Below are 12,253 nucleotides of genomic sequence, written 5' to 3'. Positions count from 1 at the left end.
CGCCGCAGCGCATGCTACGATCGCGGAAAAATTTCGGGGACTTGCATGCCAAAATGGCTTTTGACGTATTCCGGTGCAGTGCTGGCGGTCGGTGCGATCGTCGTTACTCAGAACCTCTGGGATCTCAGCAAATCCGATTGGGCGTCGTGGGTCCAGGCTGTAGGCGCGATCGCTGCAATCGTCGGTGCAATTTGGATTTCGAACAGCCAATATCGGCGTGAGGAGACTCGCCGCGCATCGGAAGAAGCATTGGCGAATTACCGCCTTATGGCAGAACTTAATTGGCTGAGCGATGAAATCGTCGGTTTCCTGAATCAGTTTGCGGACTTCGAGCCGGGGCAAAACGACACGTTCGTGATTGCTGATGACGAAGTCGCCGACATACTCACGCGTTTGACTTGGTGCAGACAGCACGTCGAACACAAGGGCCAATTGGCAATGCTTGGGACACTTCGTCATTCTTTTGTCGAGACCCTTCGGCTTGTCCGCGTGAAGGCGAAATACAACTCCACGGTTTTCGGGATTCAGGACTTGCGGATTTTGCGGGAATGGCGCAAGGAAGCGCTGGGCGTCCTGAATCACGCGGTTGGCGTCGAACCGAAGTCCCACTATCGCTCTACGCATGAGAAGCCCCAAACATCTGAAACCGCTTGAACTCGACGCCGAGATCGACGGCGAATAGTCCAGCGAGCCTCGAGATCATCAATTTCTCTTCGAATGGACCGGCCCACCCTAGCGCCGGTTGAAACCGTGGCATGAAGGGCCGCGGGACCGGTTAATCGCCGACGCGCGGATAGTGCGCATCGCACTCGTGTTCGCCAAAGGCTTCGTCGTGAGCTTCGGTATCGCGGTTCATGCCACCAAGAATCAATCCGAAGCACAGACCTACCGTGAAAGCACAGAGGACTACTAACGTCGGCATCAAGAGTGTTTCCATCGGTGAGCCTTTACGGGATCAGGTGTTACGCATGGAGACGCGGACTTGCTCGGTCTGCTCGTCGTCCCACTTCTGAGCGATTCCCAGGATGACGACGATCGCGACGAAAGCAGCGCACATACGCAGGCCAAATTTCACGTCGCGCATTACCACGCTCCCAGATAGCGGCAGATGCCTTCGACGATGAACGGCGAAGCGGCGAGGAATGCGAAGCAGACAAGCGGGCGCTTCGTGGTGCGACGAGCGTACTGCTCGAGCTCGGCATCGGTCATGCCACCGTCGACGAAGTAATCGATCTCGTTGCGAGCGCGCGTTTTCTCGGTGAGCCGAGGCGCGGGTACGTGCAAAGTGCTCATCTCAAGGTCTCCAGTCACCGCGGCAGCACTTCTTTACCGCGAGCGAAGGCAACATAGATACGCGCCTTCGGACAATGGGCCAGATCAGAGAGGGAGAGAACAACGACTGTGCGACCGAGCTGCGCGACGAAACGGCAATGGCCGTCGAGGCTTTTGGTTGCAGCACGGTGCATGGCTTTTCTGACGTTCATCTCTCACTCCGGTGATCTGGTGGTGTGTGAGATGCGCTCTAAGTACAAAGCACTGGCATGCAATGCTTTGAGCTTAGGGCGCTCCGCACGTCGGCGCTGTCATCCAGCGCTTGAGATGAAGTATAGAAAAACTAGACAATCAAAGTCAAGAACAACGAGACTTCGTGCGCGAGAAAATTTGTAACATGGAAATCGAGAGAAGGAGATGTTGGGGAGACGGCCCCGCCGAACGACGGGGCGCAGATTGCGCTTCAGGCGCCGAACAGATCGCCCTGCATATTGTCACCATCTACGGTGGGTTCGGCATCTGGAACTTCTGCGCTGACTTCATCCGGTGCGCAGAGATTCAGCGTTAAGCCGTTACCGGTTCTGAGGAGTGTCACGAATTCCTTCTGCGACACAACAAACCAGCCGCGGCGACTCCATCGTTCGGACGAGTCGTCGTCAATGTGTTTAAACAGGTCGAAACCCACTCGACCAGCTGTGATGACCGTTTTTTTCTTACCCGTTCTGCTGTCGGGTTTCGCTTCGCCGACTTGGATGGACCAATTTCCGCATCGGCTTTCGAACGTGTCGGTGACGCGGAAAGAATAAGCGGGTGGGTCACCTTGCTTTACGACGGCCATCTTTACCGAGCGGGCCATGACCGCTTTGTTGTCTTTGGATTTTCCTAGGACGCCGCCAGCAGCTTTGATTTTCGATTGCATGTCAGCGAGCGAGTCGAATCCACGACGTCGTGCCTCACCATCTCTGAGGACTTGGGTCTTGTTTGGCTCGATGATTTCTGAATAGGTGATGTCGAGAGCCGGTTTGGAGCTCTGATGCACCCAAAAGAACCAGCCTCGCGCGAAGCCCGAGACTTGACCGCGGTTGGCTGAAAAATCAATTTCCCCGATGGATGCACTCATCGTCAAGCCTTTTCAAATTGTTGTAGTTCGTCGTAAAAGGATCGCCATCAGGTTAAATGCGATGCCCAGTGCTGCTCCGTGACTATGACGAGCCCCGCGCCATCAGCAGCATACGAAGCGGCCTTCTGAATTTTTGCGCCGAAGGTTGAATGCAGCCAATCTCTTGAGCCGATCTCGCCGATGACCAAATAATGCAGTTTCTTCGTGATCGAGTCTGCGGGAACGCCGCCACGGAGTGAAACTTGGCCGTGACACCAATCACGCGTGCCGCTGTTGAACTTTCCTGTAAAGCAGAAAGTGCGTCCCGAAAACTCGATGACCGGCGCGGGCATGGTGACCGGTAGGCTTGTGGAGTTCGAGGTTTCGCCGCGCAGCTGCGCCGTATTGCCGCCAACGGTCGACATGAGGAGGCCGAGCAGGTCTTTTTGCTCATTGGAATCGAGTAAGCCGTCTGCGAGCGCGCGCTGTATGCGCGGATAGATAACATTGGCAGGCCAAAGTTCGGCTGCATCCCGATTGCAGTTCATCCAATCTAGGAGAAATTCAGCTTCCATCTGGTCGACATTACCGTCGGCCAAAACGCCCTTGATGATTCCCATGAGCTCATCAATCTTGCGCACCGAAACCGCTGAACTACGGAACCCGCGAAACGGTTGACCGTCTTCATCTTTTTCTACTGGCATGGTCTGGTCTCTCAGTACATTCGGCGCGATTGGCCGTTTTATGCGGGCTCATCCCGTTGCGCCTTCACCGCTAGTCTGGTCGCCACATGGAACGCTTCGCAATCCCGGCAACGTAGTGCATTTTGTCGATTTCGTCTTCGTTCAGCGTAATCTTTCCGTGCGCTTCATTGATCGAGAGCAGGGTATAGCGGCCGGCTGATTTGTAAGCCAGCTCTTTAACCATCACCCGGCCGTCTTTCGATTTGACCATCACCTCTTCGCCTGGCTGGATAGGGTGGTTCGGCTCGACGATGACAAATTCGCCATGTTTGATGCGCGGTCTCATGGAGTCGCCGGAGCATTCAATCGCATATGCATCAGGATCGGACGTCGGCCAATCGATGTAGCCGTCGCCGTGACCGACAGGGTATTCAATGTCGGCCCAGAACCCGTTGTCGCCAAGTTGCGCCATTCCTATCACCGCTAGTCGTTTCCGTTTCCCGAGGCCTTTGGGGCGGAACTCGTCGTTGTACTGGATAGCGGCCTTCTTTTGGCCCACGCGGGCCAGCACCCAGGCGCTGTTGTAGCCGAAAGCAGTCTGGACAGCGACCGCGTCCTCAACGCTGATCGCAGCTCCTTTGAGCCACGCCTCTACCCTCTCAAGCGGGATCGCGGCCTTTGCCGCAAAGGCGCTGGCGTCCATGCCAGTTTCCGTGAGCATCTCTTGCACTCGCTCGGCGACGTCTTTGCTGTCCAGTGCGCTCATGCTGCCGATGCTTGGCTGAGTATCCGGCATCGGGCACCTCGTGACGACGGAAATCTCTTGGATCTGAGCATAGCTCGGCTCGTGCCTGCCGTTTTCCCAAGCAGACACGTTTCCCTTGGTCACACCGAGCTTTTCGCCGAGCTGCTCTTGTGTTAGGTCGGCTTTCTTCCGGGCGGACCTGATCCAGTTTCTCATTTCCATGCGCGGAGGGTATAGGAAATCTAAACGATTCGGGTCTCGTTTTTCTTTACTTTCGGGTCTAGCAAATCTATACTTGATCGGAAGCTCACTCATTGCCGACCTCCACATGAACAAACATCCCATCGCGATCGCCGCGGCAGCTGTCGGTGGCTACAAGGCGCTGGCCGACATCCTCGGCGTTACGAAGGGCGCGGTTCATCAATGGATGTCCCCCGATCGTCAGGTGCCCATCGAACACTGTACGCCGATCGAGCAGGCGACTTCTGGCGCCGTAACGCGACAGATGCTGCGCCCGGACGACTGGGAGTCCATCTGGCCCGAGCTGGCTGGAAAGGGCGGAATCTCCGCAACTGATCGTGCCGCGGCGAGTGATGACGTTCAGCCACCCGCGGGGAACGTCAAGCGCGGGGACAAGATGGCGCGAATGGTGATTTAGCAGGTGCATTTGTTTGAAGGGGTTTTAGGACCCCTTCATTTGGCGCGTGGCCAAAGTAGTAATCCAAGTTGTAACCCGATGAATTTTTTCAACCGAGGTACCTAGATGCAGACGCAACAAACGCCGCACAAGGCCGCTGCACATTGCCTTAAGCCGGAGCGCGACGCGCCGGCGCCGCGCTTTTTGCCCGAAGAGCAGATCGCTAGCTGCGCGTCTTTTCGCGATGCCGTCTGGCTTGGCTGGGAAAACCGGCAGGTCCGAGGCATGACGAAAAGAACGCTAGCGGAGTTGTGCGGGCTGTACGCGCCGCACGTGACGAACTTCGTGAACCCACAGGCGTTCGACTCAAAGGGGAAGAAACGGGCGGATTTGCCGGCCGAGAAGGTCGACGAGTTCGAGCGTGTAGTCGGCAACCGTGCTGTCAGTCAGTGGCTTGCTGACCGTGCCGAGTTGACCATTTTGGAAAGGATGATCGCCAATAAGAGGTGACATGACTGATGAGGAAGCGCTCTCGAAAGTCCGAGGGGCATTTCGAAGCGTAAAGAAAGAGGTCGGCGACAACAAACATGCGATTCGGGAGGTGCTGAAAACACGACGAGACGAGGACCGGGACCTGTTCGAAGCTTTCAAGCAAGTAGGGCAGTTGATGCAGCGAACGCAGCAAGGACACTGAAGTACAGCGCCGGTCGGACCGGCCGGCGCCTCAAATGGGATGAATCGACACATAAGCCTCTTGCGCGGCAGGCGTCTTATGTCTGGATTTAGTACTACTGACCGCGATGTGGTCAGACCCATTGGAGGATCACATGCAACGAGTTTCCGTATTTGGCGCATCTGCAGCTGCGATCGCTGCCGCCATGTTGAATGGCGTTGGCAACACGGTCGCCGGCGCGGCACGCGGCGTTCATCGCGTTGCCGCAGGCACGAAGCGCGCGCGTCAGATGGTTTCGAAGAAGACGCTGCACAGCCGCAGCAAGTACATGCCGCACATCGGCGCGAAGGAGCAGGCGCGCGCCAAGCGCTCGTACATGGTCGACACGCACCCGAGCGGCGCGAAGCGTTCGGCTCCGACGATGCAGCAGCTCAGCAAGCGCGCGCACGCCGCGCTCCTGGATCAGAAGCAGGCCGCCTAACCTCCGGAGATCCGCCATGCAGACGGAAATCTATAGCGGCCACTCTGGCCGTCGCGTCGCCGAAACGCAGAGCGACGCGTATCACGCCATGCCGGCGAAGCTCCTCGCCGCCAAGCAGCAGATGGTGATCGACGCGTTCCGCGACGGTCGTCCGCCGCTGACGCGCGAAGACATCGCCGCTATCACTAATCTCAAGCTGAGCAGCGTCTGCGGCCGCGTGCGCGAGCTGCTCGACGCCGGCCGTCTCGTGGTTGTCGGTACCCGCAAGGATCTGGCGACCCACACGAAGCAGCAGCTTTTGGACATCGCTCCGAAGGCGGCCGCGTGAGCCATCACCTGGTCAACAAGGCCATGGAGGTCAAGATTCCGGGCGTCCGCAAATGGGTGCTGTGCGTTCTTGCCCATCAGGCTGTCATGTCGTCCGGCGAGGCGAAGATCACGATGGCAGAACTAGCCGAGATCTGCTGTCTTTCAACTTCGTGCGTGCGCGACCACGTCAAGAATCTTCATCACGCCGGCCAGATTGATGCCGTGTTGCTGCGCAACAGTTGCGTCTATCGCATTCGCGTGACGGTGGCCTGAAATGGCGCTCGCCGAAGTCATCCACATGCCTGAGTACCGGTCTCCGCAGTTGGAGGAAGGATACACGCGCATTGCCAACGAACTGCTCGAGGCCATCACGCTCGCGCCGTTCAGCCAAAACCAGTACAAGGTCATCCTGACCGTTTGGCGGATGACGTACGGCTTCAACAAGCAGTCTGACCAGCTCGCGCTTAGCCAGATCATGGCGCGCACGGGCATGCAGAAGCCGCAGGCGTCGCTTGCCGTCTCGCAGTTGATCGAGATGCGCGTGCTGCTCGCAGATGAGGGTCGCCACGCTCGCGTGCTCTCGCTGAACAAGGTCTATTCGAAGTGGGCGCAGGACGTTCGCGTCGTTCTGCCGTCATGGGGTTCTGAAAATCAGAACCATAAGGTTATGGAATCAGTAACGGTGGGTTCTGAAAGTCAGAACTCTACGGTTCTGGATTCCGGAACCACAAAAGACAAACCCAAAAGAAAAGACCAAAAGACAACTCCAAAAGAAAACCTTTCGCGCTCGCTTCGCGAACGCTTTGAGATTTTCTGGGAAGCGTACCCGCGCAAGAGATCGAAGAAAGCAGCAGAAAAGGCTTTCGCCAAGGTCAACCCGGACGAGCAGCTCTTCAACGACCTGATGGCAGGTCTGGAGCGGGCCAAGACTTCGGAGCAGTGGCGAAACCCGCAATTTCAGCCGCATGCAGCAACGTGGCTGAGCGACGGCGGATGGATGGACGAAATCCAGACCACGTACACCGATGACGAAATTGCCGTGATCCGAGCCTTTAACGGGGCACTCGGGGAGCGTATCGGCACTGTGGACGAGGCGGTCTTCGTTGAGGCGCGCGCCGGCGCCATCCGCGCATTCATGGGGAAGCTGGCAGCAGACCCTGAGGCATGGAAGCGCTATTTCCCGGCTGTGCGCGACAAGGTCGACCTGCCACCGCATGCGGGTTTCGATTACCTGATCAGCCCGAAGGGGTTCGGCGACGTCAAAGGACGCATGTCGGTCAAGCGCAATCCGGACGGGACCCGTGCGACGGGCGATTGGGACAAATCAGCGAGCGGCATCAAGACCAAGGCGCAGGAGATGGGCATCCCGTTCACCGAGGAAGATCCGATGCCGGCCGTCGCGGCGCGCGTCTGGGCTGCGCTCGCGAAGATGGAGAGCCAGGCATGACGAGCCGCAGCAACACGCTCCGCTACCCGCAAGGAACGACGAAGGTCGGCAGGGCGCATGTGCGCGAGTCTGTGCGCGCACCGATGACGACGGCGCAGCGCCGCATCTACGAGAAGACCGGCGTCCCGCCGCAGACGGCCGCGATCGACGTCGACGACCCGTTCGACCCGTCGCTGATCACGGCTGCGCCAGCAAAGAAGCAGTCGAAATACCGCAATCAGAAATGCGAATCGGGCGGCATCAAGTTCGACAGCAAGCGGGAGATGGCGCGCTGGCATGAGCTGGTGCAGATGCAGGTACGCGGCGAGATCAGCGAGCTTGAGCTTCAGGTGCCGTTCATCCTGGCGCCGGCGGCGGTGATTGGTGGGCGCAAGCGCCCCGCGCTCCGCTATGTCGCCGACTTCGTCTATGAGAAGAACGGCAAAACGGTGACCGAAGACGTGAAGGGGCGCGTCACGGAGGGGTATCGCATTAAGCGCCACCTCATGAAAGCCGTGCTCGGCGTCGACATCGTGGAGATCTGAATGAGCACCGAATGCGTTAAGGCATCGCTTTCCCGTCATCAGGTCGATGCTGACACCGGCTGCTGGAATTGGATGGGCTCCAAATGCAAGGACGGTTACGGGAAGGTGAACTTGAAGATCGGCGGGAAGCGGTTCTCTCTCGCGCATCGCGCTAGCTATTTCCTGCACAAGGGCGTGATCCCGGCGGGCCTTGAGATTGATCACGAATGCAAAAACCGCGGCTGCGTGAATCCCGAGCACCTGCGGGCCGTGACGCATGCGATCAATGTCGACGCTGCTGACTACACCGTGAATCACCGCAACGCACGGAAAACGCATTGCCATAAGGGGCACGAATTGAGCCCGGATAACGTAATTCAAGAGAAGTCTCGGACCGGCATTGCTCGCAAGTGCAGACAGTGCAAGCGCGATCGCGAGGCATCCAAACGTCATTTGATGGCCGCGCGCGGCATCACGATCAAGGAGGTGAAGTAAATGGGCGGTCGTAAATGGAGCGAGCAAGAGGACGCCGTCTTGCGCGAGGTGAGCGAATCGGATGTGACATTGCTTTCGCAGATGCATCGTCTGCCAGGGCGCGAGTGGAATTCCGCAAAGTGCCGTGCTTCGAAGTTGGGCCTGGCACTCTCGAACCACGTCGAATGGACCGAGGAAGAGCGCGCTGTCCTGCGTGAAATCTGGACGAGCGATATGTCGATCAAGGTCGGAATGAAGCGTCTTCCTCGGCGCGGATACGACGCCGCTCGGTCAGAGGCTCAGCGACTGGGTATATCTGGGAAGCGCGGTAGAACGGGTCGCATTGGATATGCATTCGTCAAGCCGGCAATCATCGCGGCCCTTGAAAAAGAATCGCCCCTTCGCGCGGACCAGCTCGCGCAGATTACCGGTGCCACCGTTCGCCAAATTCATAAGACGCTCGCTGCGGGCCGATCCACCACTTTCCGTGTCGATGACTGGTCTCGGAAGTCGACGTTCGGTGATCCGACTGCATGCTGGGCACTCGGCGCCGCGCCCGATGCGCCGAGGCCAGCCCGGAAGCCGACTCACGTCTCGCAGAAGGAGTCTGCCGCTCGCATGCGAGTCCGCGCCGGCCGCTTCAACCCGTTTGCGACTCTGGTATCGCAGGTGGCCGCATGAAGCTCTATCTCGCTGGCCCGATGACCAGTTACCCGGAGCTCAACTTCCCGCTGTTCCATGCCGAGACGGCGCGACTGCGCGCACTGGGCTTCCAGATCGTCAACCCGGCAGAGATCGTCACCGATCCGACGGCTCAGTGGCTTGACTGCATGCGTGCTGACATCAAGCAGCTCGTCGATTGCGATGGCGTTGCGCTGCTGCCGCGCTGGAACGAGTCGCGCGGCGCGTCGATCGAGCAACGTCTCGCACGCGACCTCGGTCTGCGCGTCTACACGGCGGCGCACCTGATCGGCCTCGCTGGCGACATTGCGGTTGTCTCGCAAGCTGCGGTCGTCGAGATGGTTCCGGAGGCAGCGTGACCGACCGCATAGTTTGCCGTTGCCGCCATTGCGGAAATGAGACAGAGGTCTTCGGCTCAAGCTTCTGCGCTGCGCACGCGGATCATTGGCTGACCGAGATGTATCGGCGGTTCGATGACCTGTGCGAAGAGGGCTATACGCGCTATCAGGCCCGCATCATGGCTGGCCTCGCAGACCCGGCGGAATGATGTGGAACTCGACATTCAAGAAGCCGGGCAAGCGACTCGAGCGCAAGCCGTTCAAGGCGCAGCTCGACCGAAACACGCAAACGTTGGTGCGCAAGTCGGCCATGAAGTCGAACAAGAAGCGCGTCACGGTCGCCGACGGCGCGAAGTATCTCGCGGCGTGCCGCGGCGAGCCTTGCTACCTGAACGTCAAGTGCCCGTGGTCGGATTGGGCCGACCCGACGGTCGTGGATTGCCACTCAAACCAGTCGAAGCACGGGAAGGGCGGCAGTCTCAAGGCGAAACACTGGTTCACGGTGCCGGGGTGCGCCAAGTGTCACGAATGGCTGGACCGCAGCGGCGCGCCATACGAAGAGAAGTGCGCTGCTTTTGACGATGCGCTGGCTCGGTGGGAGCCGCAGCGCGCACGCAAGATGGGAATCGCGATGCAGGAGGCAGCGTAATGCAGGTGTTTGTGAATTTGCCGCTGAAGTCGCTGCGCCGTGTGCGCGGCAATGCGCAATCGACGTATCACAGCGGCTGGTTCAACGTTGTGCGGCTCTATGGGCCGGAATGCAAGTCGCACGATCGCACCACGCTGGGCCGCGGCTATGTCTGGGTCGACATCGAGATTGCCGACGACCTGAAGCCGCATTTGTCGACGGCCGGCTACAACGAAGATGGAACGCTGCGCGTGCAGGTGTGGGTGAACACGCATCAAAAGACGCTGGCGCCGTTTCTCGCCAGCGGTGACAAACAATGGGATGTGAGGGGGAGCGAATGAAAATCATCCAGCGTGGTAGGCCTCCCAGCGAGCGCGAGTGGAAATTCACATGCACGAACTGTCGGACGATCTTTGAGTGCATGCAGAGCGAGGGCCGCCTCACGAGCGACCAGCTTGACGGGGACACACTGTCGATTGCATGCCCTGTCTGCGACCGGACCTGCTATGGGAGCCCGAAATGAGCGCACACGCATACATCCAATACGCCGACGTGCCTCAGCAACTTATCGATTCTAGCGGTCAGATCATTGACCGCGACACCGGTGCCAAGCTGATCGCCTTCGACGGATGCCCCCAGGTAGGCGAGCTAGAGGTGCTGGCCGACGGTCGAATTCAGATTGAATATTCGTGGGCGCGCAACGTCGATCTTCGTCACAGCCTTGCTGACTGGCTGACGTATCACGGCATTCACTTCACGGTGGTCATGTGAGCCAAGACAGCGAATATCAGATGACCGTTGACGGCCGCGATCTGTTCGACGTGATCCGCGGCGCCGTGAAATCGGCAATCGAGGATTTCGGCACCGACGACCGCTCGACCGATTGCTGGCTCTGGCAAGAGGCCACGCAGCGCACGATCGAGGCAATGAACATTTTCAACGCCTGGCGCGGCGCGTCGCCGGAAATGGCTGAGGCCAACCGCAGCGCTGTACGGATATTCGACGCGCGTGGACGAAGCATTGAGGTGCTGGTCTCTGCGCCGGTCGCGCGCCAGATCGAAGAGTTGCGAGCCGAGCGCGATCACCTATTCGGCCGCATCCGCTCACTGGGGGAAAAGTCAGCATGACAACGCAACGACCGAAGGGCGGCGAACTCGCCAAGCTGGCCGGCATGTGGTCGAACGAGCAGCCGTTCCGCGACTGGGTCGAATCGATTCAGGCAAACCCATGCCACGGCGCCGAGGGCGCGGCCGCATTCATCCGCGCCGTTTGCGGCGTCGACAGTCGCGCGCAGCTCGACCACGACGCTGCGGCGCGCGCGAAGTTCGACCACCACATCCGCAAGCCCTATGCGAGATACCGCGCATCGGTGGGTTGCGTATGAGATTGGCCGAGCAGCGCGATCCGATGATCATCGTGCAGGAGCGGCAAGAAAGGACGTGTGCGGGCTGTCGGAATTTGGACCGGGATTACACGCCGGGCTTCCGCAAGTTCACTTGCAGGAAGGGCCAGCAGAAGGCGCAGCAAGACGTATTCAACATGATTCGATGCACAAAATACCGCACGGGGGATAGATGAGCGATTTTCAAAACATGGAGCATAGGCTCGACAACTGGGGATCCACCGTGCGATCGCCCAAGTTTCATAGCGGCGTGTGTGCACAATGGGCGCGGCTGTGCGTCGCGCTGCGCGACGGCGCCGGTGCACCGTCGGCTGTCACGCCGATCGAGAAGGACGGGTGGCTGATCGAGGCGGCTTGGTCGTCGATGCCCGACCACGTTTCGAAGTGGGTGTTGAAGTACACGTACGTTTTGCGCATGTCGCCTGAGCAGGTGCAGACGAGAATGCGCAAGACGCACCGTGCAGTACTGCGCGGCCGGCGCTTCGATCTCGTGCTCGCCGAGGCGCACGCGGCCATATCGAAGCGCATCGCCGCGCTGTCGGCGAAAGAAATCATCAAAATTGTTCGCGCAGATGGTTGTAAACCCGAGAAATCTGTTTTATAGTCGGGTCTCGATGACCGAATCCGCCTTGCGCGTGAGCTTTTGCTTCCCTGATGGGAGGCATAGGCGTCGGTAGAAAAAGCCTGCTGAGCGAACGCCAGCGGGCTTTTTTCATTTCAGCGCGCGATTTGAAGACGGGGTGAGCCATGAAGCGATAAGCGAGACGAACGCCACTTAAACGCTCAATCGCGAGCACGGCACGCACCCCACCGCACGATTCATTAATACGGCTCTGTGTGAGCTACAGCGACGCCTATCGGTGTTTGGGACTGGATTGAAT

25 protein-coding genes are annotated in these 12,253 nt (G+C 59.0%); 18 read left to right on the top strand and 7 right to left on the bottom strand.

Annotated features, from left to right (window positions below):
- The first annotated feature begins 45 nt into the window (after positions 1–45).
- A complete protein-coding gene (locus HDG33_RS32115; RefSeq protein WP_184038963.1) occupies positions 46–654 on the top strand; it encodes a hypothetical protein in 609 nt (202 codons plus the stop codon).
- A 121-nt stretch (positions 655–775) separates the two neighbouring features.
- Here the strand turns inward: HDG33_RS32115 and HDG33_RS32110 are convergent, their stop codons facing one another.
- From HDG33_RS32110 to HDG33_RS32085, 7 genes are all read right to left on the bottom strand, one after another.
- Positions 776–937 carry a hypothetical protein gene (locus tag HDG33_RS32110; RefSeq protein ID WP_184038961.1) on the bottom strand — a complete coding sequence of 54 codons (162 nt, stop codon included), beginning with the start codon at positions 935–937 and terminating at the stop codon, positions 776–778.
- An 18-nt stretch (positions 938–955) separates the two neighbouring features.
- Complete coding sequence (locus HDG33_RS37770) at positions 956–1,084, bottom strand: hypothetical protein (RefSeq protein WP_260330655.1); 129 nt, start codon at positions 1,082–1,084, stop codon at positions 956–958.
- Positions 1,084–1,293: a hypothetical protein gene (locus HDG33_RS32105; protein WP_184038959.1), complete on the bottom strand. Its 210-nt coding sequence runs from the start codon at positions 1,291–1,293 to the stop codon at positions 1,084–1,086. The genes HDG33_RS37770 and HDG33_RS32105 overlap by 1 nt, the downstream gene beginning before the upstream one ends.
- Positions 1,294–1,307: 14 nt before the next feature.
- Entirely contained in the window at positions 1,308–1,484 is a 177-nt protein-coding gene (locus HDG33_RS32100) for a hypothetical protein (RefSeq protein ID WP_184038958.1), read from the bottom strand.
- Between the two features lie 251 nt (positions 1,485–1,735).
- Positions 1,736–2,392 carry a hypothetical protein gene (locus tag HDG33_RS32095; RefSeq protein WP_184038956.1) on the bottom strand — a complete coding sequence of 219 codons (657 nt, stop codon included), beginning with the start codon at positions 2,390–2,392 and terminating at the stop codon, positions 1,736–1,738.
- A gap of 47 nt (positions 2,393–2,439) precedes the next feature.
- The gene (locus HDG33_RS32090; RefSeq protein ID WP_184038953.1) at positions 2,440–3,075 is read right to left on the bottom strand and encodes a BRCT domain-containing protein; all 636 of its coding nucleotides are present in this window, start codon (positions 3,073–3,075) and stop codon (positions 2,440–2,442) included.
- Positions 3,076–3,145: 70 nt separating this feature from the next.
- Positions 3,146–4,114: an XRE family transcriptional regulator gene (locus HDG33_RS32085; protein WP_184038950.1), complete on the bottom strand. Its 969-nt coding sequence runs from the start codon at positions 4,112–4,114 to the stop codon at positions 3,146–3,148.
- A gap of 13 nt (positions 4,115–4,127) precedes the next feature.
- Between HDG33_RS32085 and HDG33_RS32080 the strand changes: the two genes are divergently transcribed.
- The 17 genes from HDG33_RS32080 (at position 4,128) to HDG33_RS32000 (ending at position 11,976) form a co-directional block, all read left to right on the top strand.
- The gene (locus HDG33_RS32080; RefSeq protein WP_184038947.1) at positions 4,128–4,457 is read left to right on the top strand and encodes a Cro/CI family transcriptional regulator; all 330 of its coding nucleotides are present in this window, start codon (positions 4,128–4,130) and stop codon (positions 4,455–4,457) included.
- Positions 4,458–4,562: 105 nt separating this feature from the next.
- The gene (locus HDG33_RS32075) at positions 4,563–4,946 is read left to right on the top strand and encodes an XRE family transcriptional regulator (protein ID WP_184038944.1); all 384 of its coding nucleotides are present in this window, start codon (positions 4,563–4,565) and stop codon (positions 4,944–4,946) included.
- 1 nt (position 4,947) lies between these two features.
- Positions 4,948–5,130 carry a hypothetical protein gene (locus tag HDG33_RS32070; protein WP_184038941.1) on the top strand — a complete coding sequence of 61 codons (183 nt, stop codon included), beginning with the start codon at positions 4,948–4,950 and terminating at the stop codon, positions 5,128–5,130.
- 184 nt (positions 5,131–5,314) lie between these two features.
- Positions 5,315–5,590: a hypothetical protein gene (locus HDG33_RS32065; RefSeq protein WP_184038938.1), complete on the top strand. Its 276-nt coding sequence runs from the start codon at positions 5,315–5,317 to the stop codon at positions 5,588–5,590.
- 16 nt (positions 5,591–5,606) lie between these two features.
- Positions 5,607–5,918: a hypothetical protein gene (locus HDG33_RS32060; RefSeq protein WP_184007208.1), complete on the top strand. Its 312-nt coding sequence runs from the start codon at positions 5,607–5,609 to the stop codon at positions 5,916–5,918.
- Entirely contained in the window at positions 5,915–6,172 is a 258-nt protein-coding gene (locus tag HDG33_RS32055; protein ID WP_184038934.1) for a hypothetical protein, read from the top strand. Before HDG33_RS32060 ends, HDG33_RS32055 begins: the two co-directional genes overlap by 4 nt.
- Before the next feature lies 1 nt (position 6,173).
- Positions 6,174–7,346 (top strand): replication protein, encoded by a 1,173-nt coding sequence (locus tag HDG33_RS32050; RefSeq protein WP_184038931.1) that lies wholly within the window; start codon positions 6,174–6,176, stop codon positions 7,344–7,346.
- A complete protein-coding gene (locus HDG33_RS32045; RefSeq protein WP_184038928.1) occupies positions 7,343–7,870 on the top strand; it encodes a DUF1064 domain-containing protein in 528 nt (175 codons plus the stop codon). The genes HDG33_RS32050 and HDG33_RS32045 overlap by 4 nt, the downstream gene beginning before the upstream one ends.
- Positions 7,871–8,344: an HNH endonuclease signature motif containing protein gene (locus tag HDG33_RS32040; RefSeq protein ID WP_184038924.1), complete on the top strand. Its 474-nt coding sequence runs from the start codon at positions 7,871–7,873 to the stop codon at positions 8,342–8,344.
- The gene (locus tag HDG33_RS32035) at positions 8,345–9,004 is read left to right on the top strand and encodes a hypothetical protein (protein WP_184038921.1); all 660 of its coding nucleotides are present in this window, start codon (positions 8,345–8,347) and stop codon (positions 9,002–9,004) included.
- Positions 9,001–9,363, top strand: a complete 363-nt coding sequence (locus HDG33_RS32030; protein ID WP_184038917.1) for a DUF4406 domain-containing protein — start codon at positions 9,001–9,003, stop codon at positions 9,361–9,363. The genes HDG33_RS32035 and HDG33_RS32030 overlap by 4 nt, the downstream gene beginning before the upstream one ends.
- A gap of 187 nt (positions 9,364–9,550) precedes the next feature.
- The gene (locus tag HDG33_RS32025; protein WP_184038913.1) at positions 9,551–9,991 is read left to right on the top strand and encodes a hypothetical protein; all 441 of its coding nucleotides are present in this window, start codon (positions 9,551–9,553) and stop codon (positions 9,989–9,991) included.
- Positions 9,991–10,311 carry a hypothetical protein gene (locus HDG33_RS32020; protein ID WP_184038910.1) on the top strand — a complete coding sequence of 107 codons (321 nt, stop codon included), beginning with the start codon at positions 9,991–9,993 and terminating at the stop codon, positions 10,309–10,311. The genes HDG33_RS32025 and HDG33_RS32020 overlap by 1 nt, the downstream gene beginning before the upstream one ends.
- 178 nt (positions 10,312–10,489) lie before the next feature.
- The gene (locus tag HDG33_RS32015) at positions 10,490–10,741 is read left to right on the top strand and encodes a phage portal protein (RefSeq protein WP_184038906.1); all 252 of its coding nucleotides are present in this window, start codon (positions 10,490–10,492) and stop codon (positions 10,739–10,741) included.
- Positions 10,738–11,097, top strand: a complete 360-nt coding sequence (locus HDG33_RS32010) for a hypothetical protein (RefSeq protein WP_184038903.1) — start codon at positions 10,738–10,740, stop codon at positions 11,095–11,097. The genes HDG33_RS32015 and HDG33_RS32010 overlap by 4 nt, the downstream gene beginning before the upstream one ends.
- Positions 11,094–11,354 (top strand): hypothetical protein, encoded by a 261-nt coding sequence (locus HDG33_RS32005; protein WP_184038900.1) that lies wholly within the window; start codon positions 11,094–11,096, stop codon positions 11,352–11,354. The genes HDG33_RS32010 and HDG33_RS32005 overlap by 4 nt, the downstream gene beginning before the upstream one ends.
- A gap of 190 nt (positions 11,355–11,544) precedes the next feature.
- The gene (locus HDG33_RS32000) at positions 11,545–11,976 is read left to right on the top strand and encodes a hypothetical protein (RefSeq protein WP_184038897.1); all 432 of its coding nucleotides are present in this window, start codon (positions 11,545–11,547) and stop codon (positions 11,974–11,976) included.
- Positions 11,977–12,253 lie beyond the last annotated feature (277 nt).

Origin of the sequence: Paraburkholderia sp. Cpub6 (genome assembly GCF_014201065.1) — a bacterium.
Taxonomy (GTDB): Bacteria; Pseudomonadota; Gammaproteobacteria; order Burkholderiales; family Burkholderiaceae; genus Paraburkholderia; species Paraburkholderia tuberum.
The sequence above is the reverse complement of the archived record's forward strand: the minus strand, read 5'-3'. Positions and strand labels throughout refer to the sequence as shown.

Coding starts and splice junctions, on each gene's coding strand:
- HDG33_RS32115 (WP_184038963.1), top strand. CDS start 46: ATGCCAAAATGGCTTTTGACGTATTCCGGTGCAGTGCTGGCGGTCGGT.
- HDG33_RS32110 (WP_184038961.1), bottom strand. CDS start 937: ATGGAAACACTCTTGATGCCGACGTTAGTAGTCCTCTGTGCTTTCACG.
- HDG33_RS37770 (WP_260330655.1), bottom strand. CDS start 1,084: ATGCGCGACGTGAAATTTGGCCTGCGTATGTGCGCTGCTTTCGTCGCG.
- HDG33_RS32105 (WP_184038959.1), bottom strand. CDS start 1,293: ATGAGCACTTTGCACGTACCCGCGCCTCGGCTCACCGAGAAAACGCGC.
- HDG33_RS32100 (WP_184038958.1), bottom strand. CDS start 1,484: ATGAACGTCAGAAAAGCCATGCACCGTGCTGCAACCAAAAGCCTCGAC.
- HDG33_RS32095 (WP_184038956.1), bottom strand. CDS start 2,392: ATGAGTGCATCCATCGGGGAAATTGATTTTTCAGCCAACCGCGGTCAA.
- HDG33_RS32090 (WP_184038953.1), bottom strand. CDS start 3,075: ATGCCAGTAGAAAAAGATGAAGACGGTCAACCGTTTCGCGGGTTCCGT.
- HDG33_RS32085 (WP_184038950.1), bottom strand. CDS start 4,114: ATGAGTGAGCTTCCGATCAAGTATAGATTTGCTAGACCCGAAAGTAAA.
- HDG33_RS32080 (WP_184038947.1), top strand. CDS start 4,128: ATGAACAAACATCCCATCGCGATCGCCGCGGCAGCTGTCGGTGGCTAC.
- HDG33_RS32075 (WP_184038944.1), top strand. CDS start 4,563: ATGCAGACGCAACAAACGCCGCACAAGGCCGCTGCACATTGCCTTAAG.
- HDG33_RS32070 (WP_184038941.1), top strand. CDS start 4,948: ATGACTGATGAGGAAGCGCTCTCGAAAGTCCGAGGGGCATTTCGAAGC.
- HDG33_RS32065 (WP_184038938.1), top strand. CDS start 5,315: ATGTTGAATGGCGTTGGCAACACGGTCGCCGGCGCGGCACGCGGCGTT.
- HDG33_RS32060 (WP_184007208.1), top strand. CDS start 5,607: ATGCAGACGGAAATCTATAGCGGCCACTCTGGCCGTCGCGTCGCCGAA.
- HDG33_RS32050 (WP_184038931.1), top strand. CDS start 6,174: ATGGCGCTCGCCGAAGTCATCCACATGCCTGAGTACCGGTCTCCGCAG.
- HDG33_RS32045 (WP_184038928.1), top strand. CDS start 7,343: ATGACGAGCCGCAGCAACACGCTCCGCTACCCGCAAGGAACGACGAAG.
- HDG33_RS32040 (WP_184038924.1), top strand. CDS start 7,871: ATGAGCACCGAATGCGTTAAGGCATCGCTTTCCCGTCATCAGGTCGAT.
- HDG33_RS32035 (WP_184038921.1), top strand. CDS start 8,345: ATGGGCGGTCGTAAATGGAGCGAGCAAGAGGACGCCGTCTTGCGCGAG.
- HDG33_RS32030 (WP_184038917.1), top strand. CDS start 9,001: ATGAAGCTCTATCTCGCTGGCCCGATGACCAGTTACCCGGAGCTCAAC.
- HDG33_RS32025 (WP_184038913.1), top strand. CDS start 9,551: ATGTGGAACTCGACATTCAAGAAGCCGGGCAAGCGACTCGAGCGCAAG.
- HDG33_RS32020 (WP_184038910.1), top strand. CDS start 9,991: ATGCAGGTGTTTGTGAATTTGCCGCTGAAGTCGCTGCGCCGTGTGCGC.
- HDG33_RS32015 (WP_184038906.1), top strand. CDS start 10,490: ATGAGCGCACACGCATACATCCAATACGCCGACGTGCCTCAGCAACTT.
- HDG33_RS32005 (WP_184038900.1), top strand. CDS start 11,094: ATGACAACGCAACGACCGAAGGGCGGCGAACTCGCCAAGCTGGCCGGC.
- HDG33_RS32000 (WP_184038897.1), top strand. CDS start 11,545: ATGAGCGATTTTCAAAACATGGAGCATAGGCTCGACAACTGGGGATCC.